This is a genomic window from Streptomyces lavendofoliae, assembly GCF_014649735.1.
GTDB lineage: Bacteria > Actinomycetota > Actinomycetes > Streptomycetales > Streptomycetaceae > Streptomyces > Streptomyces lavendofoliae.
Window position 1 is genome coordinate 48,016 of record NZ_BMTP01000005.1, and the last position, 25,041, is coordinate 73,056.

Here is a 25,041-nt window from a genome sequence, read left to right on the forward strand (position 1 = left end):
CCGGGGAGCGCCGCGCCGTTACGCGTACGACTTGTCCTTCATGATCCAGGTCGCGAGCGTGGAGCTGCCCTCGGCGGCGAGGGCGGTGAAGGTGACACCGAGCTTCAGCGCGCCCGTGCGGGTCAGGGAGATCTCCTCGGTCTCCGTCACCTGGCCGCGCGGGACGATGAAGCGGTACGTGACGTCCGAGCCGTCCTTGAACTCGATGCCGAGCTGGCGCTCGTCCTTCTGCGGCTCGGCGCCCATGGCGTACGTGTAGGTGTCGGTGACGCCGGTCGCGGTCACCGGGGCGACGGCGCCGCCGCCCATGAAGAACGGCAGCGTGTCCTTGTTGAACTGCAGGAGCTGGAACTTCACCGTCAGGTCCCGGTCGGAGTAGATGAACCGGGCCGGGCTGACGGACTGCCAGGTGTCGACCGGGTCGATCTTGTCCTTCTTGTTGAACTTGATGCCGTCCGTGCTGGTGTAGCCGAGCTCGGTCCAGCCGGCCGCCCACTCCTCGGTGGTGTTCTTCGGAGCGGCCGGGCCGGTGGCACCGGCGGCGGCGACGAGGATGCGGCCGGTACCGGCGACGCGGATCTGGCTACCGTTGTTGGCGGGCATGGGGACTCCTTCGGTAAGGGTGGAGCGGACATGGCGAAGGCCCCGACGCGGGTGCGGCGGGGCCTGTTCGTGGGGCGCGGGCGTGCGGCGCACGCGCGGGGGAGGTGCGGGAGGGCCGGCGGGCGCACGGGCGGACCGGTGCGGGAGGGCCGGCGGTCCCGCGGTGGTCAGGCGGGCCGGATCGACAGCCGGACCGTGGCGAGGTAGCGGTTGCCGTTCGGCCGGTTGTAGTCCGGCAGCCAGCGCGGTCCGTCCGCCTCCACCACCTCGGTGACGGCGGCGCCGCCGTACACCGTGCCGGCGGCTTCGAGCAGCGCGGCCCGGGCGGTGAGGGCGACCGTGTGGGCGGCCGTCTTGTCCGGCCCGTAGACCTCCAGGTCGAGCAGCGGCCGGTCGAGGTGGAGGTCGTCCACCCAGGCGCCGCCGACGCGGGAGACGAGGACGGCCTTCTGGGTGCCGTCGAATCCGGCGGGCGGCCGGTTGTCGACCACGACCCCGGTCAGCTCGGGCCGGTTCCTGAGGTGGTCGACCACGAGTCGTTCCACGTCGGGGAAGGCGAGAGGGCTCACATGGACGCTCCCTTCGAGAGACGTTCGGCGGGGGTGCGGAAAACACGAAGCGGCAGGAACCGCCGCCCGGTTGAGGGCGCAGCTCTGCCGCTGCTCCAAGTGTGATCGAGTGCCCGGCGGCCCGCAACCAACTTCCCGCGCCCCTGGTGGCGCCGTACCCGACCTTGGTCGTCCGTCTGCGCTACGCTCCTTAGTCCGAACAGACATTCGAATAAGTCGGATGGTTCTCCGAGGCACGGCGCGGAAGGTACGGAAACACCCAGCGGGGCGTGAGGAGTGGTGGGGCGTGGAGACGAGCACGAGGAGCGGGCGGTTCGCGGACGGTGAGGGCCGATGACGACCAGCCCGCAGGAGCGACTGGCCGATGTGGCGGCCGCCGCCGTGGAGGTGGCGGCGGAGAGCGCGGAAGCCGGTACGTACACCGGAGGGGTGGGGCGCGCGCTGAGCGCCGTCATCGCCAAGGTGGGCGCCCGCCTCACCATCGACGCCGAGGTGCGCGGCTTCTCCAGCGGCTGGCAGGAGGCCGTGGCGACGATGTCCGGTGACCGCCCCGGGCCGGCCCCCGCCCCCGCTCCCGTCTTCCCCATGCCCACCCGGCGCGACCCGGCGGAACACGCCTGACGGACGAGGACGCGGACGAGGACGCGGACCACGACCATGGACGCGGAAAACGCCGGGGCGGCCTTTCCCTGAGGGAAGGCCGCCCCGGCGTCGTGCGCGGCGTGCGGGTGTACGTCCGTGCAGAGGTGCGTGTGCGGTGCGTGGGGCGGGCGGTACGGGTCTAGCCTCCGCGCCGGGCCGAGCGCTCCGCCGCGAACACGTCCTCCAGCCGGAAGAGCCGCGCGCGGCCCTGCCGCCCGGCGGGCGCCAGCCGCCCGATCTGCACCCACTTGCGGATCGTGGCGGGCAGGACGCCCGCCTCCCGCGCGGCCATCTGGCCGGTGACGAGCGTCGGACCGGCCGTGCGGCCGGGCGCGGTGGACGTACGGCTCATCGGGCGACCCCCTCGTCCATCCCGGCGGCGATCCGCTCCGCCCCGCCCTCCGCGGCACCGGCCAGGTCCTGCCAGGCGTCCTCCTCCCACACGTGCCGGAACGCCGGGTCGGTCGGACAGTCGCAGTCCGGCACCCCGCACCGGCACCCCGGGTTCACGCACACCACGGCCCGGCTCTCCGGGAACGCCCGCAGCGACACCGAGTCGCACCACGGACAGCGGCCGGACACCCGCACCATCGTCTCGGCCTCGCCCAGGGCGCGGGCACAGCGCCGTGCCATGCGCCGCAGCTCGTCCCGCACGTGCGCGGCGAGCGTGGGGTCGCCGGAGACCCGGCCGAGCAGCGCGGTGAGCCGCCGCAGCCGCTCCGGCACGTCGGCCCGGCGCGGCCGGCCGAGGCCCAGCCGGTCGTACACCGCCTCCTCCAGCTCGGTCACCCCGTCGGTGATGTCCCGGAGCGCGTCGGACACGTGCAGGCGGATGGGCGAGGCGGTGTGCCCCGGTACGGACAGTCCGTGCCGCTGCTCGTTCAGCAGCGCCTCGCGGCGCTCGTCGCGCAGCCGGGCGGAGCGGGCCGCGAGCTGGGCGGGCCCGGGGGCCGGCCGGTCGGCGGCCCCGGCGCCGCCGCGCCCCGGGGCGGGGGCCAGCTCGGTGAGCAGCTCCGGGAACTGGCGCAGCAGCATGGCGGTCCACAGCGCGGCGTCCCGTACGGCTCCGGGGGCGTCGGGGACGCGTGCGGGGGCCGTGGGGACGGGGATGGCGTGGGCGACGGCGGTGGCGGCCGGCGGCTGGGTGGCGGGCATGGGGTGCTCCCTCCTGTGCGGTCGGCGAGGACGCCGACCCTGTGGGGCGGTGCTTACGGCGGGGCGCGGGCCGGCCGGGGTGCGTGACGGCCGGACGGGTGGCGTGCCGGGTGCGCGGGCGGGTCGCCTCGGCCGCGCGGCGGGCGTCGGCGGGTTGCCTCAGGCCGCTCGGCGGAGCGGGGCGGGAGTGCCGCCGTGTTGCCCGCCGCCGCTGGTGCCGCCGCCGGCGTGAGCGCGGTTGCGGCGGGACGGGTCGACCGGCCGCCCGTTGTGCCAGAGCCGGCCGGCGCTGACGCCGTCGAACCAGGTGTGCGCCGGGTCGACGGTCTCCTCGCACTCCCGCGCCACCGGGCACCGCGCACAGGCCCGGAGGGCGGGTTCGGCGTCGGCGGGACGGCGGGCGAAGACCACCTGGGGCGGCATGCCCGCGCACGCGGCGGCGGCGCGCCAGCCGGAGTGGTCGCTGTGGGAGGAAGGTACGGACATGGCGGGACCCCCTGGATGCGCATGCGAACGAACGAGCGAAGTGCGTTGCGAGCACGCACCTTCGCATGTTGCGAGCGTGCACGCAACCAAGAAATGGGAGGCGGCGACTCCGTACGTCGACGCAACCTTCACAATTGCGTGCGCGATAGCGCGTAGTTCGTGCGTGCAAGCGCGATACTCTGGTCGCCACCGCGAAGGGAGGGACGTTGCCCATGTCTGCCGGCGAACTGGAAGAGTTCACTGCCTGGATCGAAGGAGTGATCCGACGCCAGGGGTACGACATCGACAGCCCGCGCGGCGGCGGCAAGTCCCGCCTCGCCGACGAGGCGGGGGTGCACCGGGCGGCCATCACCCGGCTCCTTCAGGGGCAGAGCATGCCGGACCTGGAGACCATGCGCCGGCTCGCGCACGTGCTGCGCATCCCGGTGCGCGACATGCTCATCAAGTCGGGCCGCCTGACGGAGGAGGACCTCCCCCTGCCCGGCCTCCCGGAGGACGTACCGCCCGCCGAGGAGACGGCGCCCGCCGCCCTCACGCTCGAACAGGCGGCGGCCGGGCTCGGCATCCCGCCCGAGCAGCGGGAGATGTTCATCCGTGTCGCGGGGCAGTTCCTGCCCGGCTGGTCGCCCGCCCGCGCCGAGCACGACGCGGCCGCGGGGCCGAGACCCGCGGACGCCAAGGGTGCCCGCCAGGCCTGACGCGGCCGTTCTCTAAGCTGTTGACGCCTGTCCCCACGATTTCGCAGGCTGAACGTCCCGGCGGCGCCCACGCCCCGGGAACGCCGCCGCACGCCCGGGTCGCCGGCGAGGCCGTACCGGCGGCAGCGGTGGAAGCGGCAGTGGTGGAACCGGCAGCGACGGGTCGCGGAAGAGAGTGTCATGGTCGAGGGCGAGGGGTGCTCCCGACCGACCGGCGACCCGCGCGAGAGCGAGCCCGAAGCGCCCGGGGCGCGGGGCCCGGTCCGCGGACTCCCCGAACCGGCCGCCGACCTCCCGACGCTGTTCGCCACCCTGGGCCGCCACCTGGAGGGCCACGCGCCCGAGGAGGTGGTGGTGCTGCTGCGCGAGGAACTGGCCCGCCGCGAGTTCGAGGCGTACGTCAACGGCTGGCGCGACGCCGCCGACCAGTACGAACCCGTCCTGGAGGAGGCCCGCCGCATCGCGCAGGCCCGCCGCCTGCGGCTGGTCGGCCGCACCCCGGGCCAGGCGGCGGTCATCCCCTTCCCGCACGGCGACGGCCGGGACGCGGCAGGCGGGGACCCCGACGACGCGACCCCCGGGCCGGGCGACCCGCGCCCCGCCCCCGACGGGCCCCGCGCCCCCGCCCCCCGCCGCCCCGAGGCGTCCGCCCCGCCCGCCGGCCGCACCGGCGCCGGCCCCGGCGCACCCGAGCGGCGGCGCTCCCGGGACACGCAGGACCGCCGCGCCGCCGCCCCCCGCCGCGAGCGGGACGGCGCCCAGGGCGCGCCCGGCCGCGGGGGGGGCCAAGGGCAAGGAGCAGGACCCCGAGGCGCGCGACCCTGGCGCCACCCGCCCCGGGCTCGTCGCCAAGTCACCGCACTCCAGGGTCCCCACCATCCCGCCGCTCCCCGGCCGCCGTCGCGCCCCCGGCGACGCCCCCTGACCCCCACCCCCCGCCCCCGCCGGAGGCCGGCGCGCGGTGTGTGCGCGGGCCCGGCGAGCGCCCTCGCCGGCCCGGGCGTGGCGGGTGCCGTGGCCCGCGCCGCGCCCGGGGCCCGCTCGGGGCAAGAGCATTTGTTTTGACCCAGGTCCGTACGGTAGGTACGCTCAGACCTTGTGCCTGGGGTGTGCCTGGGCTCCTGTGCGTGTCTGCAACCGCACGGCGAGCCGTGAACGGCCACCGCGATCCGCGCCCTTCTCCGCCTCGCGGCGGGAGTACGCGGTATTCGACACACCCGACCGCGTGGGTCGGCGACGTTCCAGGTTAGCTTTACTACACGGCACACAGAAACCGGAGAAGTAGTGCCTACGATCCAGCAGCTGGTCCGGAAGGGCCGGCAGGACAAGGTCGAGAAGAACAAGACGCCCGCACTCGAGGGTTCTCCTCAGCGCCGCGGCGTCTGCACGCGTGTGTTCACGACCACCCCGAAGAAGCCGAACTCGGCCCTGCGTAAGGTCGCGCGTGTGCGTCTGACCAGCGGGATCGAGGTCACCGCTTACATTCCGGGTGAGGGACACAACCTGCAGGAGCACTCCATCGTGCTCGTGCGTGGTGGCCGTGTGAAGGACCTGCCGGGTGTTCGTTACAAGATCATCCGCGGTTCGCTCGACACCCAGGGTGTCAAGAACCGCAAGCAGGCCCGCAGCCGCTACGGCGCCAAGAAGGAGAAGTAAGAATGCCTCGTAAGGGCCCCGCCCCGAAGCGCCCGGTCATCATCGACCCGGTCTACGGCTCTCCTCTGGTGACCTCGCTCATCAACAAGATCCTGCTGAACGGCAAGCGCTCCACCGCCGAGCGGATCGTCTACGGCGCCATGGAAGGCCTCCGCGAGAAGACCGGCAACGACCCGGTCATCACGCTGAAGCGCGCCCTCGAGAACGTCAAGCCGTCCCTCGAGGTCAAGTCCCGCCGCGTCGGTGGCGCCACCTACCAGGTGCCGATCGAGGTCAAGCCCGGTCGCGCCTCCACGCTCGCGCTCCGCTGGCTCGTGGGCTACTCCCGCGCCCGTCGCGAGAAGACCATGACCGAGCGCCTCATGAACGAGCTCCTCGACGCCTCCAACGGCCTCGGTGCTTCGGTCAAGAAGCGTGAGGACACGCACAAGATGGCCGAGTCCAACAAGGCCTTCGCGCACTACCGCTGGTAGTCGCACCCACATCGAGACCGAGAGAAGACTGAAGCCTTATGGCTACCACTTCGCTTGACCTGGCCAAGGTCCGCAACATCGGGATCATGGCCCACATCGACGCGGGCAAGACGACCACCACCGAGCGGATCCTGTTCTACACCGGTGTCTCGTACAAGATCGGTGAAGTCCACGACGGCGCTGCCACCATGGACTGGATGGAGCAGGAGCAGGAGCGCGGCATCACGATCACGTCTGCCGCGACGACCTGCCACTGGCCGCTGGAAGACGTTGACCACACCATCAACATCATCGACACCCCGGGCCACGTCGACTTCACCGTCGAGGTGGAGCGTTCGCTCCGCGTGCTCGACGGTGCCGTGACGGTGTTCGACGGCGTCGCCGGCGTTGAGCCGCAGTCCGAGACCGTGTGGCGTCAGGCGGACCGCTACGGCGTTCCGCGTATCTGCTTCGTCAACAAGCTCGACCGCACCGGCGCCGAGTTCCACCGCTGTGTCGACATGATCAGCGACCGCCTGGGCGCCCAGCCGATCGTCATGCAGCTCCCGATCGGCGCCGAGGCCGACTTCAAGGGCGTCATCGACCTCGTTCGTATGAAGGCCCTGGTCTGGTCCGCCGAGGCGGCCAAGGGTGAGATGTACGACATCGTCGACATCCCGGACACGCACACCGAGGCTGCCGAGGAGTACCGCGGCAAGCTGCTCGAGGCCGTGGCCGAGAACGACGAAGAGATCATGGAGCTGTACCTGGAGGGCCAGGAGCCGTCCGAGGAGCAGCTGTACGCCGCGATCCGTCGCATCACCATCGCCTCCGGCAAGGGCACCGGCACCACGGTGACCCCGGTCTTCTGCGGCACCGCGTTCAAGAACAAGGGCGTCCAGCCCCTGCTCGACGCGGTCGTGCGCTACCTCCCCTCGCCCGTCGACATCGAGGCCATCGAGGGCCACGACGTCAAGGACGCGGAGACGGTCGTCAAGCGCAAGCCGTCCGACGACGAGCCGCTGTCGGCGCTGGCGTTCAAGATCATGAGCGACCCGCACCTCGGCAAGCTCACCTTCGTCCGGATCTACTCCGGTCGCCTGGAGTCCGGCACCTCGGTGCTGAACTCGGTCAAGGGCAAGAAGGAGCGCATCGGCAAGATCTACCGCATGCACGCGAACAAGCGTGAGGAGATCGACTCGGTGGGCGCCGGCGACATCATCGCCGTCATGGGTCTGAAGCAGACCACGACCGGTGAGACGCTGTGCGACGAGAAGAACCCGGTGATCCTGGAGTCCATGGACTTCCCGGCGCCGGTCATCGAGGTCGCCATCGAGCCCAAGTCCAAGGGTGACCAGGAGAAGCTGGGTGTCGCCATCCAGCGTCTCGCGGAGGAGGACCCCTCCTTCCAGGTGCACACCAACGAGGAGACCGGCCAGACCGTCATCGGCGGTATGGGTGAGCTTCACCTCGAGGTGCTCGTCGACCGCATGAAGCGCGAGTTCAAGGTCGAGGCCAACGTCGGTAAGCCTCAGGTCGCGTACCGTGAGACGATCCGCAAGGCCGTCGAGCGCGTGGACTACACCCACAAGAAGCAGACCGGTGGTACCGGTCAGTTCGCCAAGGTGCAGATCGCGGTCGAGCCGATCGAGGGCGGCGACGCCTCGTACGAGTTCGTCAACAAGGTCACCGGTGGCCGTATCCCGAAGGAATACATCCCTTCGGTGGACGCCGGCTGCCAGGAGGCCATGCAGTTCGGCATCCTCGCGGGCTACGAGATGACGGGCGTCCGCGTCACGCTTCTCGACGGTGCCTACCATGAGGTCGACTCCTCCGAGCTCGCCTTCAAGATCGCCGGTTCGCAGGCCTTCAAGGAGGCCGCGCGCAAGGCGTCCCCCGTGCTCCTTGAGCCGATGATGGCCGTCGAGGTCACCACGCCCGAGGACTACATGGGCGATGTCATCGGTGACATCAACTCCCGCCGTGGCCAGATCCAGGCCATGGAGGAGAGGGCTGGTGCCCGGGTCGTCAAGGGCCTGGTGCCGCTCTCGGAGATGTTCGGCTACGTCGGCGACCTCCGCAGCAAGACCTCGGGTCGCGCAAGCTACTCGATGCAGTTCGACTCCTACGCCGAGGTTCCGCGGAACGTCGCCGAGGAGATCATCGCGAAGGCCAAGGGCGAGTAACTCTCCCGGGTTCACGCTTTAGGCTTGACACCATCCGCCGGGGCTTCGGCCCCGCAACCCGAGGCAGGGGCCCCGGCGGGTGGCCACCCAGCAAAGATCACCTGGCGCCGATGAGTAAGGCGTACCAGAACCACTCTCAGGAGGACCCCAGTGGCGAAGGCGAAGTTCGAGCGGACTAAGCCGCACGTCAACATCGGCACCATCGGTCACATCGACCACGGTAAGACGACCCTCACGGCCGCCATTACCAAGGTGCTGCACGACGCGTTCCCGGACCTGAACGAGGCCTCGGCGTTCGACCAGATCGACAAGGCTCCTGAGGAGCGCCAGCGCGGTATCACCATCTCCATCGCGCACGTCGAGTACCAGACCGAGTCGCGTCACTACGCCCACGTCGACTGCCCCGGTCACGCGGACTACATCAAGAACATGATCACCGGTGCTGCCCAGATGGACGGCGCCATCCTCGTGGTCGCCGCCACCGACGGCCCGATGCCGCAGACCAAGGAGCACGTGCTCCTGGCCCGCCAGGTCGGCGTTCCGTACATCGTCGTCGCCCTGAACAAGGCCGACATGGTGGACGACGAGGAGATCCTGGAGCTCGTCGAGCTCGAGGTTCGTGAGCTCCTCACCGAGTACGAGTTCCCGGGCGACGACGTTCCCGTCGTCAAGGTCTCGGCGCTCAAGGCGCTCGAGGGCGACAAGGAGTGGGGCCAGTCGGTCCTGAACCTGATGGCCGCCGTCGACGAGTCCATCCCGCAGCCCGAGCGTGACGTCGACAAGCCGTTCCTCATGCCGATCGAGGACGTCTTCACGATCACCGGTCGCGGTACGGTCGTCACCGGCCGTATCGAGCGTGGTGTCCTGAAGGTCAACGAGACCGTCGACATCATCGGCATCAAGACCGAGAAGACCACCACCACGGTCACCGGTATCGAGATGTTCCGCAAGCTGCTCGACGAGGGCCAGGCCGGTGAGAACGTCGGTCTGCTCCTCCGTGGCATCAAGCGCGAGGACGTCGAGCGCGGCCAGTGCATCATCAAGCCGGGCTCGGTCACCCCGCACACCGAGTTCGAGGCGCAGGCCTACATCCTGTCCAAGGACGAGGGTGGCCGTCACACGCCGTTCTTCAACAACTACCGCCCGCAGTTCTACTTCCGTACCACGGACGTGACCGGCGTCGTGACCCTCCCCGAGGGCACCGAGATGGTCATGCCGGGCGACAACACCACCATGTCCGTCCAGCTGATCCAGCCGGTCGCCATGGAGGAGGGCCTCAAGTTCGCCATCCGTGAGGGTGGCCGGACCGTCGGCGCCGGCCAGGTCACCAAGATCACGAAGTAATTCGGATCCGACCTGGTAGCTCGTCGCTGAGCTGCAAGAAGGGCCCCGCACCTCACGGTGCGGGGCCCTTCGCGTGGTACGGGTCGTCCGCGCGCGGTCAGCTCCGGGTGCGCGGGTCGGGGGTCCACGTCCACGGGTGGGCGTCGGCGCCCATGCCGATGGCGAGGACGCCGTGCCGGCCGCCGGCGTGGAGGCCGGCCTGTGCCAGGGCGACGGCTCCCCGTGTACGGGTGGAGAGGCGGCCCGCCGGGGTGCGGACCTGGACGCGACCGCGGAGGTCCCTGCCCAGGAGGGCCGGGCCCTGCGGGGTGGCGGTCGCCGCGACCGGACCGTAGCCGTCGAACGCCACCCGGGGCAGGGCGGTGCCGTCGGGGCGGACGACCGTCAGGTCCGCGCGGGTGGGCGCGCGGTAGTGGAGCGCCAGGCCCCCGTCGGGCGTGGCCGCCACCGCCACCGGGTCGCCGGAGACCGGCAGGGCGGTCCCGGCACGGAACGCGACCGGTGCGCCGGGCGCGTCCTGCGTCCAGTGGTGGACGCCCTCGCGGCCCGCCGCGAACAGGTGCACGCGCCCCGCCCCGTCCACAGCCGCCGACAGCCCGTCCTGCACCTCGGCCCCGCCGAGGTCCCTCCAGGGGCCCCAGGTGCCGTCGGTGTCGCGGACCCGGCCGGCGACCCCCTTGTCCGCGTCACGCACGAAGAGGTGGACCCGGCCGTCCCCGCCGGTCACCGCCACCGGGACGCCCAGCCGCCGGCCCCGGTCGTCCCGGCGCTCGGGGTTGCCCAGGCCGGTCCAGGCGAGGAACGGCCCGCCCGGCTCGCGCTGCTCCAGCAGGACGACCTCGCGCCGGTTCGGGCCGCCGTGCCCGCCGAGCGCCGCGAACCGGAGCCCGAACAGCAGTTGCCGGCCGTCCTCCAGGGTCACCCCGCCGAGCGCCGGCGCCAGTGGTCCGCCGCCCAGGTCGCCCGGCTCGCCCCACTGCCCGCTGCCGGGTGCCGTCTCGCGCCAGCGCACCGCTCGCAGGCCCAGCACCCCGTACACGGCGAGCCGCCCGTCCGGCTCGGCGGCCACGACCGGCGCGGCGCCCGGGTAGCGGTGGTGGGTGGCGCGTACCCAGCCCTTCTTGTTGGTGAGCGGACGGACGCCGCCGACGTTGTAGTCCCCGCAACCGCCGCTGTTGCCGCAGCTCCAGGACGGGTCGCCGCCGTACGGCACGAGGTGCGCGGCCTTCTCCCGGAGCACCGGAGCGGGGAGGTTCTTGGGCCAGTGCCGGTTGTAGTACCCCCGGAAGGACGTGGCCACGAAGGCGGGGATCGCGCCCCCGTCCTCCGTCGCGCCGGCCACCCAGCGGATCATGGCGGCCCAGGAGAAGGACGCGACGGCGGTGTGGTCGGCGTGGTCCGAGTAGCCCGGCTGCTCGGAGTCCTTCTTGCGGGTCCTCTCGTCGCTGTGCTGGATGTCGGGGTCCGGGTCCAGGGTGTGGATCACGGTGGGCCGGTAGCGCTCCATGAGCCCGACGAGGACGTCGACGAGCGCGTCGTAGTCGTACGTGTCGGCCCTGCGTACGGGGGAGTCGTCGGCCACCACGGTGCGCAGTCCGAGCGCCCGGTCCTTCCACAGGCTCGGCAGGGCCGTCCAGCGGCGGGGGGCGTGCATCGAGAGGTTGAGGAAGACCAGCTCGACCCGGCGGTTGCCGTGGGTCAGGGTGTTGATCTCGGCCCGGCGATCACCCCGGAGGGTGATGACGCCCTTCTGCCAGGTGGTGAACATGTCCAGCCCGAGCATCGCGGCGTACGCCTGGCGCAGGCCCTGGTGGCGGGCGGAGGAGTAGGCCGCCTTGTCGGCGGGGACCTCGCCCTTGTGCCCGGGTATGTGGTTCCTGCCGTCGTGCTCGCCGGCGGTGACGTAGACGGAGACCAGCGGGACGCCGGCGTCCACCATGCGCTGGGTGTCGGGGTTCATGAAGTACAGGTCGTCGTCCGGGTGGGCCGCGATCTGCAGCAGCTGCGCGCGCCGGGTGCTGGTGATCGGCATTCCCGGCGCGGGATCCGCCGTGGGCCCGCCGCGCCGGGGCGCGGGCACCGAACAGCCGGCGACGGCCGCCAGCGCCACGGCGGAGGCGGACGCCAGTACGCCCCGCCGCCGGAAAACCGCAGGGCTCGACCCTGCCCCCCGTATCTCGTCCACGTCCCGCTTCCCCCGTACACCCAACCGCCCGCGCGCTGCGGTCGGTTAGACGGACAATCGGGGTTATGGGTTGCCCGGGCGCCGTGTGGTGTTCAGCGGCCGGTCACTTCGGCGCGTACGTGCACATGCTGGACGAGGCGTCCTCGCCCTGGTGAATGAACCCGTCGATCGACGTTCGAGGCGCGTGCGCGGCGGCAGCGGGTCAGGGCCGGGCCGGACCGTCGCACCGGGCGGGGTCGAGCCGGGGCCCGTCCCCACCGTGGCCCGGTCGGTCAGACGTCCAGCGTGATCAGGTTCTTCGCGCGCGTGCCCGACTCCTCCGACGCCGGGCCGCCCGGGTTCTCCGTGGCCAGGGCCTGGTTCGCGGCCACGAAGGGGCGCATGCGCGACTCGTACGCGGCGAAGGCCGGCCCGTGGCGCCCCTCCGCCCGCGCGAGCTCGTCCGCCAGGACGTACGCGCCCACCAGGGCGACGCTCGTGCCCTGGCCGGAGAGCGGGGACGGGCAGTACCCGGCGTCGCCGAGCAGGACCGAACGCCCCCGCGACCAGGCGTCCAGGTGGATCTGGGCCATCGCGTCACAGTAGAAGTCGGGGGCCTCCAGCGCGGCCTTCGCCAGCCGGTCGCCCTCCCACCGCAGGGCGGCGAGCCGGTCCACGATCAGGGACGTGAGGTCGGCGTCGCGGGGGAGCGGCGCGGACTCGAAGCCGAACGCGACCCGCAGCTCGCTGTTGTCGCGTACGGGCATGATGCCGAAGCCCACCTCCCCGTCGCGCATCCAGACCTGCCAGTTGTCCAGGTCCAGGAAGTTGTCCGCGCTGAAGACCGACAGGTAGCTGCCCAGGTGCCGGGTGAAGTCCTCCTCGGGGCCGAAGACCAGCCGCCGCACGGTGGAGTGCAGGCCGTCCGCGCCGACCACCAGGTCGAAGCGGCGCGAGGGGGCGTGGGCGAAGTCCGCGCGGACCCCGTCGGCGTCCTCGGCCAGCGCGGTGACGGTGTCGCCGAAGACGTACTCGACGTCCCCGTACGCGCACGCCCGCTCGTACAGCAGCCTCCCCAGGTCCTCGCGCAGGATCTCGATGTCGTCGCCGCCCAGCCGGCCGCTGCTGAGGGTGTACTCCGTCGAGCGGTCGATCTCCGTGCCGTCCGCGTCGAGGATCGACATGCCCCGGATGCGGGTGCGGAGGTCCCGGGCCCCTTCCAGGACCCCGATCCGGGCTGCCACCTCCAGGGCCACGCCCCGGATGTCGACGGCCTGGCCGCCGGCGCGCAGGCCGGGGGCCCGCTCGACGACGGTGGGGGCGAAGCCGCGGGCGCGCAGCAGACAGGCGAGCGCCGATCCGGCGATACCGGCACCGGAAATGAGGACGGACTGCATGGTGGGGCTCCCTTCGATACGGTGTACACCGCTGAATGTACGGCGTACGCAACCCCCTGCCAACCAGGTGGAATCCGTCTCTGTACTAGGCCACAAGCGCCGGGCGCCGCGTCGCCGCTGCTAGGCTCTGCCCTAGTACAGGGCATCGGCCCGGCGAAAAAAGGAACGAGGCGGCACCCCATGGGCGACCAACCCCCCTACCTCCGCATCGCCGCCGACATCCGGCAGCGCGTCAGGGACGGCGACCTCCGTCCCGGCGACCGCGTCCTCTCCACCCGGCAGATCGCCCGGCAGTGGGGCGTCGCCCTCGCCACCGCCACCAAGGCGCTCACCGCGCTGCGGCTGGAGGGCGTGGTCGAGGCCCGGCCCCGCGTGGGCACGGTCGTCGCCGGCCCCGAGGCGGTCGACGCGCCACCGCCCGCCCGCCGTACCGCCGAACCGGAGCTCACCCGGGCGCGCGTCGTGCGGGCCGCCATGGAGATCGCCGACGCCGAGGGGCTCGCCGCCCTCTCCATGCGCGGTGTCGCCGCCCGCCTCGGGGTCGCCGCCATGTCCCCGTACCGCTACGTCGGCAGCAAGGACGAGCTCGTCGCCCTGATGGCCGACGCCGCCTACGCCGAGGTCGCACCGCCCGACGCCTCGCCGCGGGGCTGGCGGGCACGCGTCGAGGCGGGCGCCCGCGCGCTGTGGGAGGTGTGCCGGCGGCACCCGTGGGTCGCCCAGATCGGCCCGCTCAGCCGCCCGCTCGTCCTCCCCCACCTGATGGCGCACGGCGAGGGCATGCTCGCCGCGCTGGAGGGCAGCGGTCTGGACGCCAGGACCCGCTTCGACATCCACCTGCTGATCTACAGCCACGTCCAGGGCCTGGCCGTCAACCTGGAACGCGAGGTGCAGGCACAGGCCGCGACCGGCCTCACCGAGGACGAGTGGATGGACGGCCAGGAGGCGGCCATGCGCGCCATCCTCACCTCGGGCCGCTACCCCGCCCTCACCCGCACCCTCACCGCCTTCGACGGCGGGTACGACCTCGACCTCGACGCCCTGTTCCACTTCGGCCTGACCCCGCTCCTCGACGGCATCGCCCTGATCGTCGAGGGCGCCGCCCCCCGAGCATGAGCCGCGCCGGTGGATACCGGGCCGCCGTCGGGTGGGTACGGGCAGCGGTCCTCACCGACGGCACGTAACACCGTGTCCGGCCGTGCGGGCGCCGAACGGGAGCTCTCGCGGCGACGGCATCCGCGACCCCGGCGGCGGGCGCCGGAGCGCATGCGAGGCCATGTCCAAGAGCTGCTCCGGCCCCGGAAGGCTCGAGGGGCCACGACCGAAAAGCTCAGGGGGCCGGCACCGTGAAGCGGAAGCCGGCTTCCGCATGCCGATGTTTGACAGAGACACCCCGCGGGGTAATCTCTTCGGCTCGATTGGCGTCGGGTACGTCCCGTATGGCAGACTGTCGGGGTTGCTCGGTTGAGTGCCGATGCTGCGCGCCTCCCGCCGGGAGGACCGGAAGCGAGTCCCACAGTACTCGTCGCCCCTGATCAGGGGCGGACGTACGGGAATCTTCCGGGAAGTGTCAGCGGGGCGCCGACCAGGCACCCGGTGGGTGTTCCGCCCCCGGTCTCGCGGTCCTCGGGCCCGCACCCCCTCGGTTGGGAAATCCTTCGGGAGATCTGCGTAGAGGGGATGCGACACGCCCGACCGCGTGGGTCGGAGGAGGGGCTGTGATTCCGCGGTGGAGACGCCGAGGGGGAAGCGGCCCACCAGGTTCCAGAGCGTTACGAGAGACAGGACTACTGAGTAGCCATGGCGGGACAGAAGATCCGCATCCGGCTCAAGGCCTACGACCACGAGGTCATCGACTCGTCGGCGAAGAAGATCGTCGAGACGGTGACGCGCACTGGTGCGTCGGTCGCGGGCCCGGTGCCGCTGCCCACTGAGAAGAACGTGTACTGCGTCATCAAGTCGCCGCACAAGTACAAGGACTCGCGCGAGCACTTCGAGATGCGCACGCACAAGCGCCTCATCGACATCCTCGACCCCACGCCGAAGACGGTTGACTCGCTGATGCGTCTCGACCTGCCGGCCGGCGTCGACATCGAGATCAAGCTCTGAGGTGACGCGCGAGATGGCTAAGAACATTAAGGGCGTCCTGGGCGAGAAGCTCGGCATGACCCAGGTCTGGGACGAGAACAACCGGGTCGTCCCGGTGACCGTCGTCAAGGCCGGGCCCTGCGTCGTCACCCAGGTCCGCAGCAACGACACTGACGGCTACGAGTCGGTCCAGATCGCCTTCGGCGAGATCGACCCGCGCAAGGTGAACAAGCCCCTCAAGGGTCACTTCGCCAAGGCCGACGTCACCCCGCGCCGCCACCTGGTGGAGATCCGCACCGCTGACGCCTCCGAGTACACGCTCGGCCAGGAGATCACCGCTGAGGTCTTCGAGGCGGGCGTCAAGGTCGACGTCACCGGCAAGAGCAAGGGCAAGGGCTTCGCCGGTGTCATGAAGCGCCACAACTTCCGTGGCCTGGGCGCCGGACACGGTACCCAGCGCAAGCACCGCTCGCCCGGTTCCATCGGTGGCTGCGCCACCCCGGGCCGTGTGTTCAAGGGCCTCCGCATGGCGGGCCGCATGGGCAACGAGCGGGTCACCACCCAGAACCTGACCGTCCACGCCGTTGACGCGGAGAAGGGCCTGCTCCTGATCAAGGGTGCGGTTCCTGGTCCGAACGGCGGCCTCGTCCTGGTCCGTACCGCGGCCAAGGGGGCCTGAGGTAACGATGAGCACCATTGACATCCTTTCGCCGGCAGGCGACAAGGCCGGTACCGTCGAGCTCCCCGCGGAGATCTTCGACGCGAAGACCAGCGTTCCGCTGATCCACCAGGTCGTCGTCGCACAGCTGGCCGCTGCCCGTCAGGGCACGCACAAGACCAAGACCCGTGGCGAAGTCCGCGGTGGTGGCAAGAAGCCGTACCGCCAGAAGGGCACCGGCCGCGCCCGTCAGGGTTCGACCCGCGCCCCGCAGTTCGCCGGCGGTGGCGTCGTCCACGGCCCCGTGCCGCGTGACTACTCGCAGCGCACCCCGAAGAAGATGAAGGCCGCCGCCCTCCGCGGTGCCCTCTCGGACCGGGCGCGTCACTCCCGCATCCACGTCGTCTCCGGCGTGGTCGAGGGCGCGGTGTCCACCAAGGCCGCCAAGACGCTGTTCGGCAAGATCTCGGAGCGCAAGAACCTGCTCCTGGTCGCCGAGCGCTCCGACGAGGCCGCGTGGCTGTCCGCCCGCAACCTGCCCCAGGTGCACATCCTGGAGCCGGGCCAGCTGAACACGTACGACGTGATCGTCTCCGACGACGTGGTCTTCACCAAGGCCGCCTTCGAGTCCTTCGTGTCTGGCCCCAAGGCCGATGACAACGAGGGGAGCGAGGCCTGATGGCCGAGATCACCAGCAAGACCTTCTCCGACCCGCGTGACGTTCTCGTCAAGCCGGTTGTCTCCGAGAAGAGCTACGCGCTGCTCGACGAGAACAAGTACACGTTCATCGTGGCCCCCACCGCGAACAAGACCCAGATCAAGCAGGCCGTCGAGGCGGTCTTCTCGGTCAAGGTCACCTCGGTGAACACGATCAACCGTCAGGGCAAGCGCAAGCGCACCCGCACCGGTTTCGGTAAGCGCGCGAACACCAAGCGCGCCATCGTGACCCTTGCTGAGGGCAACCGTATCGACATCTTCGGCGGTCCGACCGCCTAAGGGCGGTCTGGATCGTCCGAATATCGGACGAGGACTGAGAAATGGGTATCCGCAAGTACAAGCCGACGACTCCGGGCCGTCGTGGCTCCAGCGTCGCCGACTTTGTCGAGATCACGCGGTCCACGCCGGAGAAGTCGCTGGTCCGCCCCCTGCACAGCAAGGGCGGCCGTAACAACACCGGTCGTGTGACCGTCCGTCACCAGGGCGGTGGCCACAAGCGCGCCTACCGCGTGATCGACTTCCGTCGTCACGACAAGGACGGCGTGCCGGCCAAGGTCGCTCACATCGAGTACGACCCCAACCGCACCGCTCGCATCGCGCTGCTCCACTACGTGGACGGCGAGAAGCGCTACATCATCGCTCCGCGTGGCCTCTCCCAGGGCGACCGGATCGAGAACGGCCCCGGCGCCGACATCAAGCCCGGCAACAACCTGGCCCTCCGCAACATCCCGGTCGGTACCACGATCCACGCGATCGAGCTCCGTCCCGGTGGTGGCGCCAAGTTCGCCCGCTCCGCGGGTGCCTCCGTGCAGCTGCTCGCGAAGGAGGGCCAGATGGCCCACCTGCGCATGCCGTCCGGTGAGATCCGCCTGGTCGACGTCCGCTGCCGCGCCACCATCGGCGAGGTCGGCAACGCCGAGCAGTCGAACATCAACTGGGGCAAGGCCGGCCGCAAGCGCTGGCTGGGCGTTCGCCCGACCGTCCGTGGTGTCGCCATGAACCCGGTCGACCACCCGCACGGTGGTGGTGAGGGCAAGACCTCCGGTGGTCGCCACCCGGTCTCCCCCTGGGGTCAGAAGGAGGGTCGTACTCGTTCTCCCAAGAAGGCGAGCAACAAGTACATCGTCCGCCGCCGCAAGACGAACAAGAAGCGCTAGGAGCGGGTTTAGATGCCGCGTAGTCTCAAGAAGGGGCCCTTCGTCGACGACCACCTGATCAAGAAGGTGGACACTCAGAACGAAGCCGGCACCAAGAACGTCATCAAGACCTGGTCCCGTCGCTCGATGATCGTCCCGGCCATGCTCGGCCACACGATCGCGGTGCACAACGGCAAGACCCACATCCCGGTGTTCGTCACCGAGTCGATGGTCGGCCACAAGCTCGGCGAGTTCTCGCCGACTCGCACCTTCCGCGGCCACGTCAAGGACGACCGGAAGTCGAAGCGCCGCTAACGCGGGGTGACAGACCATGACGAACGTGTCAGACACTGAAGGGACAACCATGGAAGCCAGGGCCCAGGCGCGGTACATCCGCGTCACGCCCATGAAGGCCCGCCGCGTGGTGGACCTCATCCGTGGCATGGACGCCACGGAGGCTCAGGCGGTCCTGCGTTTCGCCCCGCAGGCCGCGAGCGTGCCGGTGGGCAAGGTGCTGGACAGCGCCATTGCCAACGCCGCGCACAACTACGACCACACGGACGCCTCTTCGCTGTACATCAGCGAGGCGTACGTCGACGAGGGCCCGACCCTGAAGCGGTTCCGTCCGCGTGCCCAGGGCCGTGCCTACCGGATCCGCAAGCGGACCAGCCACATCACCGTGGTCGTCAGCAGCAAGGAAGGAACCCGGTAATGGGCCAGAAGGTAAACCCGCACGGGTTCCGGCTCGGCATCACCACCGACTTCAAGTCGCGTTGGTACGCCGACAAGCTGTACAAGGACTACGTCAAGGAAGACGTCGCCATCCGTCGGATGATGACGTCCGGCATGGAGCGCGCCGGCATCTCGAAGGTGGAGATCGAGCGCACCCGTGACCGTGTGCGGGTGGACATCCACACCGCGCGTCCCGGCATCGTCATCGGCCGCCGTGGCGCCGAGGCCGACCGCATCCGCGGCGACCTCGAGAAGCTCACGGGCAAGCAGGTCCAGCTGAACATCCTCGAGGTCAAGAACCCCGAGGTCGACGCTCAGCTCGTGGCCCAGGCCGTTGCCGAGCAGCTGTCCTCCCGCGTCTCCTTCCGTCGGGCCATGCGCAAGAGCATGCAGTCCGCCATGAAGGCCGGCGCCAAGGGCATCAAGATCCAGTGTGGCGGCCGTCTCGGCGGCGCCGAGATGTCCCGCTCGGAGTTCTACCGCGAGGGCCGTGTGCCGCTGCACACGCTCCGCGCGAACGTCGAGTACGGCTTCTTCGAGGCCAAGACGACCTTCGGCCGCATCGGCGTGAAGGTCTGGATCTACAAGGGCGACGTCAAGAACATCGCCGAGGTCCGCGCCGAGAACGCTGCTGCCCGCGCCGGCAACCGCCCGGCCCGTGGTGGCGCTGACCGCCCGGCCCGTGGTGGCCGCGGTGGCGAGCGTGGCGGTCGCGGTCGCAAGCCGCAGCAGGCTGGTTCCGCTGCCGAGGCCCCCAAGGCCGAGGCCGCTGCCGCCGCTCCGGCTGAGAGCACCGGAACGGAGGCCTGACCGACATGCTGATCCCCCGTAGGGTCAAGCACCGCAAGCAGCACCACCCCAAGCGCCGCGGTATGGCCAAGGGTGGTACGACGGTTGCGTTCGGCGAGTACGGCATCCAGGCCATGACTCCGGCGTACGTGACCAACCGCCAGATCGAGGCGGCTCGTATCGCGATGACCCGCCACATCAAGCGTGGCGGCAAGGTCTGGATCAACATCTACCCGGACCGCCCGCTGACCAAGAAGCCCGCCGAGACCCGCATGGGTTCCGGTAAGGGTTCGCCGGAGTGGTGGGTCGCGAACGTGCACCCGGGCCGGGTCATGTTCGAGCTGTCCTACCCGAACGAGAAGATCGCACGTGAGGCTCTGACTCGCGCGGCCCACAAGCTGCCGATGAAGTGCCGGATCGTCAAGCGCGAGGCAGGTGAAGCGTGATGTCGGCCGGTACCAAGGCGTCCGAGCTGCGCGAGCTGGGCAACGAGGAGCTTGTTGCCAAGCTCCGCGAGGCCAAGGAAGAGCTGTTCAACCTCCGCTTCCAGGCGGCGACCGGGCAGCTCGAGAACCACGGTCGGCTCAAGTCCGTCCGTAAGGACATCGCCCGGATCTACACCCTGATGCGTGAGCGCGAGCTGGGCATCGAAACGGTGGAGAGCGCCTGATGAGCGAGAACAACGTGACTGAAGAGAAGACCGAGCGCGGCTTCCGCAAGACCCGCGAGGGTCTGGTCGTCAGCGACAAGATGGACAAGACCGTCGTCGTCGCCGTCGAGGACCGCGTCAAGCACGCGCTGTACGGCAAGGTCATCCGCCGTACGAACAAGCTCAAGGCGCACGACGAGCAGAACGCCGCGGGTGTCGGCGACCGCGTCCTCCTCATGGAGACCCGGCCGCTGTCCGCGACCAAGCGCTGGCGCGTCGTCGAGATCCTCGAGAAGGCCAAGTAATTTTGCGGGGTCCCCTCCCTGACGGGAGGGGTCCCGCATGCCCCCCGCTGAGGCGTCACTGCCCCAGCACTTAGTTCCGCCAGGCTCGGCAGGGGCTCCCCCTGAAAAGGCAGCCCCTGCCGGGAACCGGCAGACGATCAGGAGATAGACGTGATCCAGCAGGAGTCGCGACTGCGTGTCGCCGACAACACTGGTGCCAAGGAGATCCTTTGCATCCGTGTTCTCGGTGGTTCCGGTCGCCGCTACGCGGGCATCGGTGACGTCATCGTCGCCACCGTCAAGGACGCGATCCCCGGTGGCAACGTGAAGAAGGGTGACGTCGTCAAGGCGGTCATCGTTCGCACCGTCAAGGAGCGCCGCCGCCAGGACGGCTCGTACATCCGCTTCGACGAGAACGCCGCCGTCATTCTGAAGAACGACGGCGACCCTCGCGGCACCCGTATCTTCGGCCCGGTGGGCCGTGAGCTGCGCGAGAAGAAGTTCATGAAGATCATCTCGCTCGCGCCGGAGGTGCTGTAAGCATGAAGATCAAGAAGGGCGACCTGGTACAGGTCATCACCGGTAAGGACAAGGGCAAGCAGGGCAAGGTCATCGCGGCCTTCCCCCGCGAGGACCGCGTCCTGGTCGAGGGTGTCAACCGGGTCAAGAAGCACACCAAGGCCGGTCAGACCGCTCGCGGTTCGCAGACCGGTGGCATCGTCACGACCGAGGCCCCGATCCACGTGAGCAACGTTCAGCTCGTGGTGGAGAAGGACGGCAACAAGGTCGTCACGCGCGTCGGTTACCGCTTCGACGACGAGGGCAACAAGATCCGCGTTGCCAAGCGGACGGGTGAGGACATCTGATGGCTACCACCACCACTCCGCGTCTCAAGACGAAGTACCGCGAGGAGATCGCGGGCAAGCTGCGTGAGGAGTTCTCGTACGAGAACGTCATGCAGGTTCCCGGCCTCGTCAAGATCGTGGTCAACATGGGTGTGGGCGACGCCGCCCGCGACTCCAAGCTGATCGACGGTGCCATCAAGGACCTCACCACGATCACGGGTCAGAAGCCGGCCGTCACCAAGGCCCGCAAGTCCATCGCGCAGTTCAAGCTGCGTGAGGGCCAGCCGATCGGTGCCCACGTCACGCTCCGTGGCGACCGCATGTGGGAGTTCCTGGACCGCACCCTGTCGCTCGCGCTCCCGCGCATCCGCGACTTCCGCGGCCTGTCCCCCAAGCAGTTCGACGGCCGTGGCAACTACACCTTCGGTCTCACGGAGCAGGTCATGTTCCACGAGATCGACCAGGACAAGATCGACCGTGTCCGGGGTATGGACATCACCGTGGTGACCACGGCGACCAACGACGAAGAGGGCCGTGCGCTCCTCCGTCACCTCGGCTTCCCCTTCAAGGAGGCGTAAGCGAGATGGCGAAGAAGGCTCTCATCGCGAAGGCTGCTCGCAAGCCCAAGTTCGGCGTGCGCGCGTACACCCGCTGCCAGCGCTGCGGTCGTCCGCACTCCGTCTACCGCAAGTTCGGCCTGTGCCGCGTGTGCCTCCGTGAGATGGCTCACCGTGGCGAGCTGCCGGGCGTGACCAAGAGCTCCTGGTAACAGCCCTTTCGGGTTGATCCAGGACTCTCGGTAAGCATCTGGTCGGCAGGAGCCCCGCCCCGCATGTCGTAGGCTTGTGGGGTTGGGCGCCTGCCGCCCGTACGACTTACTACGCCGTAGGTCCCCGCACCGCACCCGTCCCGCCCATGAGCGGGGAGAGGGATGGCGCATACAGGAAACCCCGGCGAGAGAGGCCGAAGGCCAATTCATGACCATGACTGATCCGATCGCAGACATGCTTACGCGTCTGCGGAACGCGAACTCGGCGTACCACGACTCCGTGACGATGCCGCACAGCAAGATCAAGTCTCACATCGCGGAAATCCTCCAGCAGGAGGGCTTCATCACGGGCTGGCGCGTCGAGGACGCCGAGGTCGGCAAGAACCTCGTCCTCGAGCTCAAGTTCGGTCCGAACCGTGAGCGCTCCATCGCGGGCATCAAGCGGATCTCGAAGCCCGGTCTGCGGGTTTACGCGAAGTCCACCAACCTGCCGAAGGTCCTCGGCGGTCTGGGCGTGGCGATCATCTCCACGTCCCACGGCCTCCTGACCGGCCAGCAGGCGCAGAAGAAGGGCGTGGGTGGGGAAGTCCTCGCCTACGTCTGGTAGTCGGGAACGGAGGAAAAGCTAATGTCGCGTATTGGCAAGCTCCCCATCACGGTTCCCGCCGGCGTGGACGTCACCATCGAGGGCCGCACGGTCACGGTGAAGGGTTCCAAGGGCACCCTGAGCCACACCGTCGCCGCGCCGATCGAGATCGTTAAGGGCGAGGACGGCGTGCTCAACGTCACCCGCCCGAACGACGAGCGTCAGAACAAGGCCCTCCACGGCCTGTCCCGCACGCTGGTGGCCAACATGATCACCGGTGTGACCCAGGGGTACACGAAGGCGCTCGAGATCAGCGGTGTCGGTTACCGCGTGGCCGCGAAGGGCTCCAACCTGGAGTTCCAGCTCGGCTACAGCCACCCGATCCTGGTGGAGGCCCCCGAGGGCATCTCCTTCAAGGTCGAGTCGCCGACCAAGTTCTCGGTCGAGGGCATCGACAAGCAGAAGGTCGGCGAGGTCGCCGCGAACATCCGCAAGCTTCGCAAGCCCGACCCCTACAAGGCCAAGGGCGTGAAGTACGCGGGTGAGGTCATCCGCCGCAAGGTCGGAAAGGCTGGTAAGTAAGCCATGGCATACGGCGTGAAGATTGCCAAGGGCAAGGCCTACAAGGGCGCTGCTCTGAAGCGTCGCCACATCCGCATCCGCAAGAAGATCGCGGGTACGACCGAGCGTCCGCGCCTGGTCGTCACGCGTTCCAACCGCGGGATCACCGCTCAGGTCATCGACGACATCGCGGGTCACACCCTCGCGTCGGCGTCCACCCTGGACGCGTCCATCCGCGGCGGCGAAGGCGACAAGTCGGCGAAGGCGAAGCAGGTCGGCCAGCTCGTGGCCGAGCGTGCCAAGGCCGCCGGCATCGAGGCTGTCGTGTTCGACCGTGGCGGCAACCAGTACGCCGGGCGCATCGCCGCCCTGGCGGACGCCGCCCGCGAAGCCGGGCTCAAGTTCTGAGCCGGTTCCGTAGCTCAGCGGAAAACGAAGAGAGGTAATTCCAATGGCTGGACCCCAGCGCCGCGGAAGCGGTGCCGGTGGCGGCGAGCGGCGGGACCGGAAGGGCCGTGACGGCGGCGCTGCTGCCGCCGAGAAGACCGCGTACGTTGAGCGCGTCGTCGCGATCAACCGCGTCGCCAAGGTTGTGAAGGGTGGTCGTCGCTTCAGCTTCACCGCGCTGGTCGTGGTGGGCGACGGTGACGGCACCGTGGGTGTCGGTTACGGCAAGGCCAAGGAGGTGCCGGCCGCCATCGCCAAGGGTGTTGAGGAGGCCAAGAAGCACTTCTTCAAGGTCCCCCGTATCCAGGGCACCATCCCGCACCCGATCCAGGGCGAGAAGGCCGCGGGCGTCGTCCTGCTCAAGCCGGCTTCCCCCGGTACCGGTGTTATCGCCGGTGGCCCGGTGCGTGCCGTGCTCGAGTGCGCCGGCGTTCACGACATCCTGTCGAAGTCCCTGGGCTCCGACAACGCGATCAACATCGTGCACGCGACCGTGGCGGCCCTCAAGGGCCTGCAGCGTCCCGAGGAGATCGCGGCTCGCCGTGGTCTGCCCCTCGAGGACGTCGCCCCCGCGGCTCTCCTCCGTGCGCGTGCAGGGGCGGGTGCGTAATGGCTCGCCTCAAGGTCACGCAGACGAAGTCGTACATCGGCAGCAAGCAGAACCACCGCGACACCCTGCGTTCCCTGGGCCTCAAGCGCCTGGGTGACGTGGTTGTCAAGGAGGACCGCCCCGAGTTCCGCGGAATGGTGCACACCGTCCGCCACCTCGTGACGGTCGAGGAGGTCGACTGACATGGCGGAGAACAAGCCGCTGAAGGCCCACGACCTCCGTCCCGCCCCGGGCGCCAAGACCGCCAAGACCCGTGTGGGTCGTGGTGAGGCGTCGAAGGGTAAGACGGCCGGCCGTGGTACCAAGGGCACGAAGGCCCGCTACCAGGTTCCGGAGCGCTTCGAGGGTGGGCAGATGCCCCTCCACATGCGTCTCCCGAAGCTGAAGGGCTTCAAGAACCCGTTCCGCACCGAGTACCAGGTCGTGAACCTGGACAAGCTCGCCTCGCTCTACCCCGAGGGTGGCGAGGTCACGGTGGCCGACCTGGTCGCCAAGGGCGCGGTGCGCAAGAACAGCCTCGTCAAGGTCCTGGGCCAGGGCGAGGTCTCCGTGGCGCTGCAGGTTTCGGTTGACGCCGTCTCCGGCTCCGCCAAGGAGAAGATCACCGCCGCCGGCGGTACCGTCACCGAGCTCGTCTGAGCCTCGTCCTGACGGACCCCGACGGTAAAGAGCCTGGCCGGTGCCCCTCACGGGGCGCCGGCCAGGCTCTTTTCGCGTACCGGCCCCCGTCCGGCACCGGACGGCAGGCGACGGGGGTCGGGTTTCGGACATGTTGGCCGTGGGTGCCCTGTGCCGGGTGTCGATCGGGGGCGCTCGGT

36 protein-coding genes are annotated in these 25,041 nt (G+C 69.9%); 29 read left to right on the plus strand and 7 right to left on the minus strand.

What is annotated here, in order from left to right; all coding sequences use genetic code 11:
* Positions 1-18 precede the first annotated feature (18 nt).
* Together IE109_RS11035 and IE109_RS11040 are read right to left on the minus strand one after the other, a co-directional pair.
* On the minus strand, positions 19-603 hold the full coding sequence (locus IE109_RS11035) for a phage tail tube protein (protein ID WP_189550639.1): 585 nt from the start codon (positions 601-603) through the stop codon (positions 19-21).
* Positions 604-770: 167 nt separating this feature from the next.
* On the minus strand, positions 771-1,172 hold the full coding sequence (locus tag IE109_RS11040) for a hypothetical protein (protein ID WP_189550640.1): 402 nt from the start codon (positions 1,170-1,172) through the stop codon (positions 771-773).
* 333 nt (positions 1,173-1,505) lie between these two features.
* On the opposite strand from IE109_RS11040, the gene IE109_RS11045 reads away from it, so the two are divergent.
* Positions 1,506-1,793, plus strand: a complete 288-nt coding sequence (locus tag IE109_RS11045) for a hypothetical protein (RefSeq protein ID WP_229890891.1) — start codon at positions 1,506-1,508, stop codon at positions 1,791-1,793.
* Positions 1,794-1,953: 160 nt separating this feature from the next.
* Here the strand turns inward: IE109_RS11045 and IE109_RS11050 are convergent, their stop codons facing one another.
* The 3 genes from IE109_RS11050 to IE109_RS11060 form a co-directional block, all read right to left on the minus strand.
* Positions 1,954-2,166 (minus strand): MerR family transcriptional regulator, encoded by a 213-nt coding sequence (locus tag IE109_RS11050; protein ID WP_189550641.1) that lies wholly within the window; start codon positions 2,164-2,166, stop codon positions 1,954-1,956.
* Entirely contained in the window at positions 2,163-2,969 is an 807-nt protein-coding gene (locus IE109_RS11055) for a hypothetical protein (protein WP_373297683.1), read from the minus strand. Before IE109_RS11055 ends, IE109_RS11050 begins: the two co-directional genes overlap by 4 nt.
* A gap of 159 nt (positions 2,970-3,128) precedes the next feature.
* Positions 3,129-3,455, minus strand: coding sequence for a WhiB family transcriptional regulator (locus IE109_RS11060; protein WP_189550642.1), 327 nt, complete (start codon positions 3,453-3,455; stop codon positions 3,129-3,131).
* Between the two features lie 212 nt (positions 3,456-3,667).
* On the opposite strand from IE109_RS11060, the gene IE109_RS11065 reads away from it, so the two are divergent.
* The 6 genes from IE109_RS11065 to tuf all read left to right on the plus strand — a co-directional run bounded on the left by IE109_RS11065 (position 3,668) and on the right by tuf (position 9,791).
* The gene (locus IE109_RS11065) at positions 3,668-4,153 is read left to right on the plus strand and encodes a transcriptional regulator (RefSeq protein ID WP_189550643.1); all 486 of its coding nucleotides are present in this window, start codon (positions 3,668-3,670) and stop codon (positions 4,151-4,153) included.
* Positions 4,154-4,333: 180 nt separating this feature from the next.
* Positions 4,334-5,218 carry a hypothetical protein gene (locus tag IE109_RS11070; RefSeq protein ID WP_189550644.1) on the plus strand — a complete coding sequence of 295 codons (885 nt, stop codon included), beginning with the start codon at positions 4,334-4,336 and terminating at the stop codon, positions 5,216-5,218.
* A 219-nt stretch (positions 5,219-5,437) separates the two neighbouring features.
* Positions 5,438-5,809, plus strand: coding sequence for a 30S ribosomal protein S12 (rpsL, locus tag IE109_RS11075; protein ID WP_003948652.1), 372 nt, complete (start codon positions 5,438-5,440; stop codon positions 5,807-5,809).
* Between the two features lie 2 nt (positions 5,810-5,811).
* Positions 5,812-6,282, plus strand: a complete 471-nt coding sequence (rpsG, locus tag IE109_RS11080) for a 30S ribosomal protein S7 (protein WP_031076642.1) — start codon at positions 5,812-5,814, stop codon at positions 6,280-6,282.
* Positions 6,283-6,320: 38 nt separating this feature from the next.
* Positions 6,321-8,447 carry an elongation factor G gene (gene fusA / locus IE109_RS11085; protein WP_189550645.1) on the plus strand — a complete coding sequence of 709 codons (2,127 nt, stop codon included), beginning with the start codon at positions 6,321-6,323 and terminating at the stop codon, positions 8,445-8,447.
* Positions 8,448-8,597: 150 nt separating this feature from the next.
* Positions 8,598-9,791 carry an elongation factor Tu gene (gene tuf / locus IE109_RS11090; protein WP_064069958.1) on the plus strand — a complete coding sequence of 398 codons (1,194 nt, stop codon included), beginning with the start codon at positions 8,598-8,600 and terminating at the stop codon, positions 9,789-9,791.
* Positions 9,792-9,888: 97 nt separating this feature from the next.
* On the opposite strand, the gene IE109_RS11095 is transcribed toward tuf, so the two are convergent.
* A complete protein-coding gene (locus tag IE109_RS11095; RefSeq protein ID WP_229890893.1) occupies positions 9,889-11,823 on the minus strand; it encodes a PIG-L family deacetylase in 1,935 nt (644 codons plus the stop codon).
* Positions 11,824-12,248: 425 nt separating this feature from the next.
* Entirely contained in the window at positions 12,249-13,352 is a 1,104-nt protein-coding gene (locus IE109_RS11100) for an FAD-dependent monooxygenase (protein WP_189550646.1), read from the minus strand.
* Positions 13,353-13,532: 180 nt separating this feature from the next.
* Between IE109_RS11100 and IE109_RS11105 the strand changes: the two genes are divergently transcribed.
* From IE109_RS11105 to rplO, 22 genes are all read left to right on the plus strand, one after another.
* Entirely contained in the window at positions 13,533-14,468 is a 936-nt protein-coding gene (locus IE109_RS11105) for a TetR/AcrR family transcriptional regulator C-terminal domain-containing protein (protein ID WP_189550647.1), read from the plus strand.
* A gap of 684 nt (positions 14,469-15,152) precedes the next feature.
* Entirely contained in the window at positions 15,153-15,461 is a 309-nt protein-coding gene (rpsJ, locus tag IE109_RS11110; protein ID WP_003948644.1) for a 30S ribosomal protein S10, read from the plus strand.
* 13 nt (positions 15,462-15,474) lie between these two features.
* A complete protein-coding gene (rplC, locus tag IE109_RS11115; RefSeq protein ID WP_064070111.1) occupies positions 15,475-16,119 on the plus strand; it encodes a 50S ribosomal protein L3 in 645 nt (214 codons plus the stop codon).
* 7 nt (positions 16,120-16,126) lie between these two features.
* On the plus strand, positions 16,127-16,777 hold the full coding sequence (gene rplD / locus IE109_RS11120; RefSeq protein ID WP_189550648.1) for a 50S ribosomal protein L4: 651 nt from the start codon (positions 16,127-16,129) through the stop codon (positions 16,775-16,777).
* Positions 16,777-17,094 (plus strand): 50S ribosomal protein L23, encoded by a 318-nt coding sequence (rplW, locus tag IE109_RS11125; protein WP_064069950.1) that lies wholly within the window; start codon positions 16,777-16,779, stop codon positions 17,092-17,094. The genes rplD and rplW overlap by 1 nt, the downstream gene beginning before the upstream one ends.
* Before the next feature lie 41 nt (positions 17,095-17,135).
* Positions 17,136-17,972, plus strand: coding sequence for a 50S ribosomal protein L2 (rplB, locus tag IE109_RS11130; RefSeq protein ID WP_064069949.1), 837 nt, complete (start codon positions 17,136-17,138; stop codon positions 17,970-17,972).
* A gap of 12 nt (positions 17,973-17,984) precedes the next feature.
* Positions 17,985-18,266, plus strand: coding sequence for a 30S ribosomal protein S19 (gene rpsS, locus IE109_RS11135; protein ID WP_003974263.1), 282 nt, complete (start codon positions 17,985-17,987; stop codon positions 18,264-18,266).
* A gap of 49 nt (positions 18,267-18,315) precedes the next feature.
* Positions 18,316-18,663, plus strand: a complete 348-nt coding sequence (gene rplV / locus IE109_RS11140) for a 50S ribosomal protein L22 (RefSeq protein ID WP_030685471.1) — start codon at positions 18,316-18,318, stop codon at positions 18,661-18,663.
* Positions 18,663-19,493, plus strand: coding sequence for a 30S ribosomal protein S3 (gene rpsC, locus IE109_RS11145; RefSeq protein WP_031076668.1), 831 nt, complete (start codon positions 18,663-18,665; stop codon positions 19,491-19,493). Before rplV ends, rpsC begins: the two co-directional genes overlap by 1 nt.
* 5 nt (positions 19,494-19,498) lie before the next feature.
* Complete coding sequence (gene rplP / locus IE109_RS11150; protein ID WP_005313579.1) at positions 19,499-19,918, plus strand: 50S ribosomal protein L16; 420 nt, start codon at positions 19,499-19,501, stop codon at positions 19,916-19,918.
* Positions 19,918-20,142: a 50S ribosomal protein L29 gene (gene rpmC / locus IE109_RS11155; RefSeq protein WP_031076670.1), complete on the plus strand. Its 225-nt coding sequence runs from the start codon at positions 19,918-19,920 to the stop codon at positions 20,140-20,142. The genes rplP and rpmC overlap by 1 nt, the downstream gene beginning before the upstream one ends.
* The gene (gene rpsQ / locus IE109_RS11160) at positions 20,142-20,426 is read left to right on the plus strand and encodes a 30S ribosomal protein S17 (RefSeq protein WP_189550649.1); all 285 of its coding nucleotides are present in this window, start codon (positions 20,142-20,144) and stop codon (positions 20,424-20,426) included. Before rpmC ends, rpsQ begins: the two co-directional genes overlap by 1 nt.
* Positions 20,427-20,576: 150 nt before the next feature.
* Positions 20,577-20,945 (plus strand): 50S ribosomal protein L14, encoded by a 369-nt coding sequence (rplN, locus tag IE109_RS11165; RefSeq protein WP_003956455.1) that lies wholly within the window; start codon positions 20,577-20,579, stop codon positions 20,943-20,945.
* A gap of 2 nt (positions 20,946-20,947) precedes the next feature.
* Entirely contained in the window at positions 20,948-21,271 is a 324-nt protein-coding gene (rplX, locus tag IE109_RS11170; RefSeq protein ID WP_019888758.1) for a 50S ribosomal protein L24, read from the plus strand.
* Positions 21,271-21,828, plus strand: coding sequence for a 50S ribosomal protein L5 (gene rplE, locus IE109_RS11175; protein ID WP_064069947.1), 558 nt, complete (start codon positions 21,271-21,273; stop codon positions 21,826-21,828). Before rplX ends, rplE begins: the two co-directional genes overlap by 1 nt.
* A 5-nt stretch (positions 21,829-21,833) precedes the next feature.
* Positions 21,834-22,019, plus strand: coding sequence for a type Z 30S ribosomal protein S14 (locus IE109_RS11180; RefSeq protein ID WP_003956452.1), 186 nt, complete (start codon positions 21,834-21,836; stop codon positions 22,017-22,019).
* Positions 22,020-22,227: 208 nt separating this feature from the next.
* Positions 22,228-22,626 carry a 30S ribosomal protein S8 gene (gene rpsH, locus IE109_RS11185; RefSeq protein WP_084897853.1) on the plus strand — a complete coding sequence of 133 codons (399 nt, stop codon included), beginning with the start codon at positions 22,228-22,230 and terminating at the stop codon, positions 22,624-22,626.
* Positions 22,627-22,647: 21 nt separating this feature from the next.
* A complete protein-coding gene (rplF, locus tag IE109_RS11190) occupies positions 22,648-23,187 on the plus strand; it encodes a 50S ribosomal protein L6 (RefSeq protein WP_064069946.1) in 540 nt (179 codons plus the stop codon).
* 3 nt (positions 23,188-23,190) lie between these two features.
* Positions 23,191-23,574: a 50S ribosomal protein L18 gene (gene rplR / locus IE109_RS11195; RefSeq protein WP_031076680.1), complete on the plus strand. Its 384-nt coding sequence runs from the start codon at positions 23,191-23,193 to the stop codon at positions 23,572-23,574.
* Between the two features lie 43 nt (positions 23,575-23,617).
* Positions 23,618-24,223, plus strand: a complete 606-nt coding sequence (gene rpsE, locus IE109_RS11200; RefSeq protein WP_005313527.1) for a 30S ribosomal protein S5 — start codon at positions 23,618-23,620, stop codon at positions 24,221-24,223.
* On the plus strand, positions 24,223-24,405 hold the full coding sequence (rpmD, locus tag IE109_RS11205) for a 50S ribosomal protein L30 (protein WP_041130781.1): 183 nt from the start codon (positions 24,223-24,225) through the stop codon (positions 24,403-24,405). The genes rpsE and rpmD overlap by 1 nt, the downstream gene beginning before the upstream one ends.
* A gap of 1 nt (position 24,406) precedes the next feature.
* On the plus strand, positions 24,407-24,862 hold the full coding sequence (gene rplO, locus IE109_RS11210) for a 50S ribosomal protein L15 (protein ID WP_189550650.1): 456 nt from the start codon (positions 24,407-24,409) through the stop codon (positions 24,860-24,862).
* Positions 24,863-25,041 lie beyond the last annotated feature (179 nt).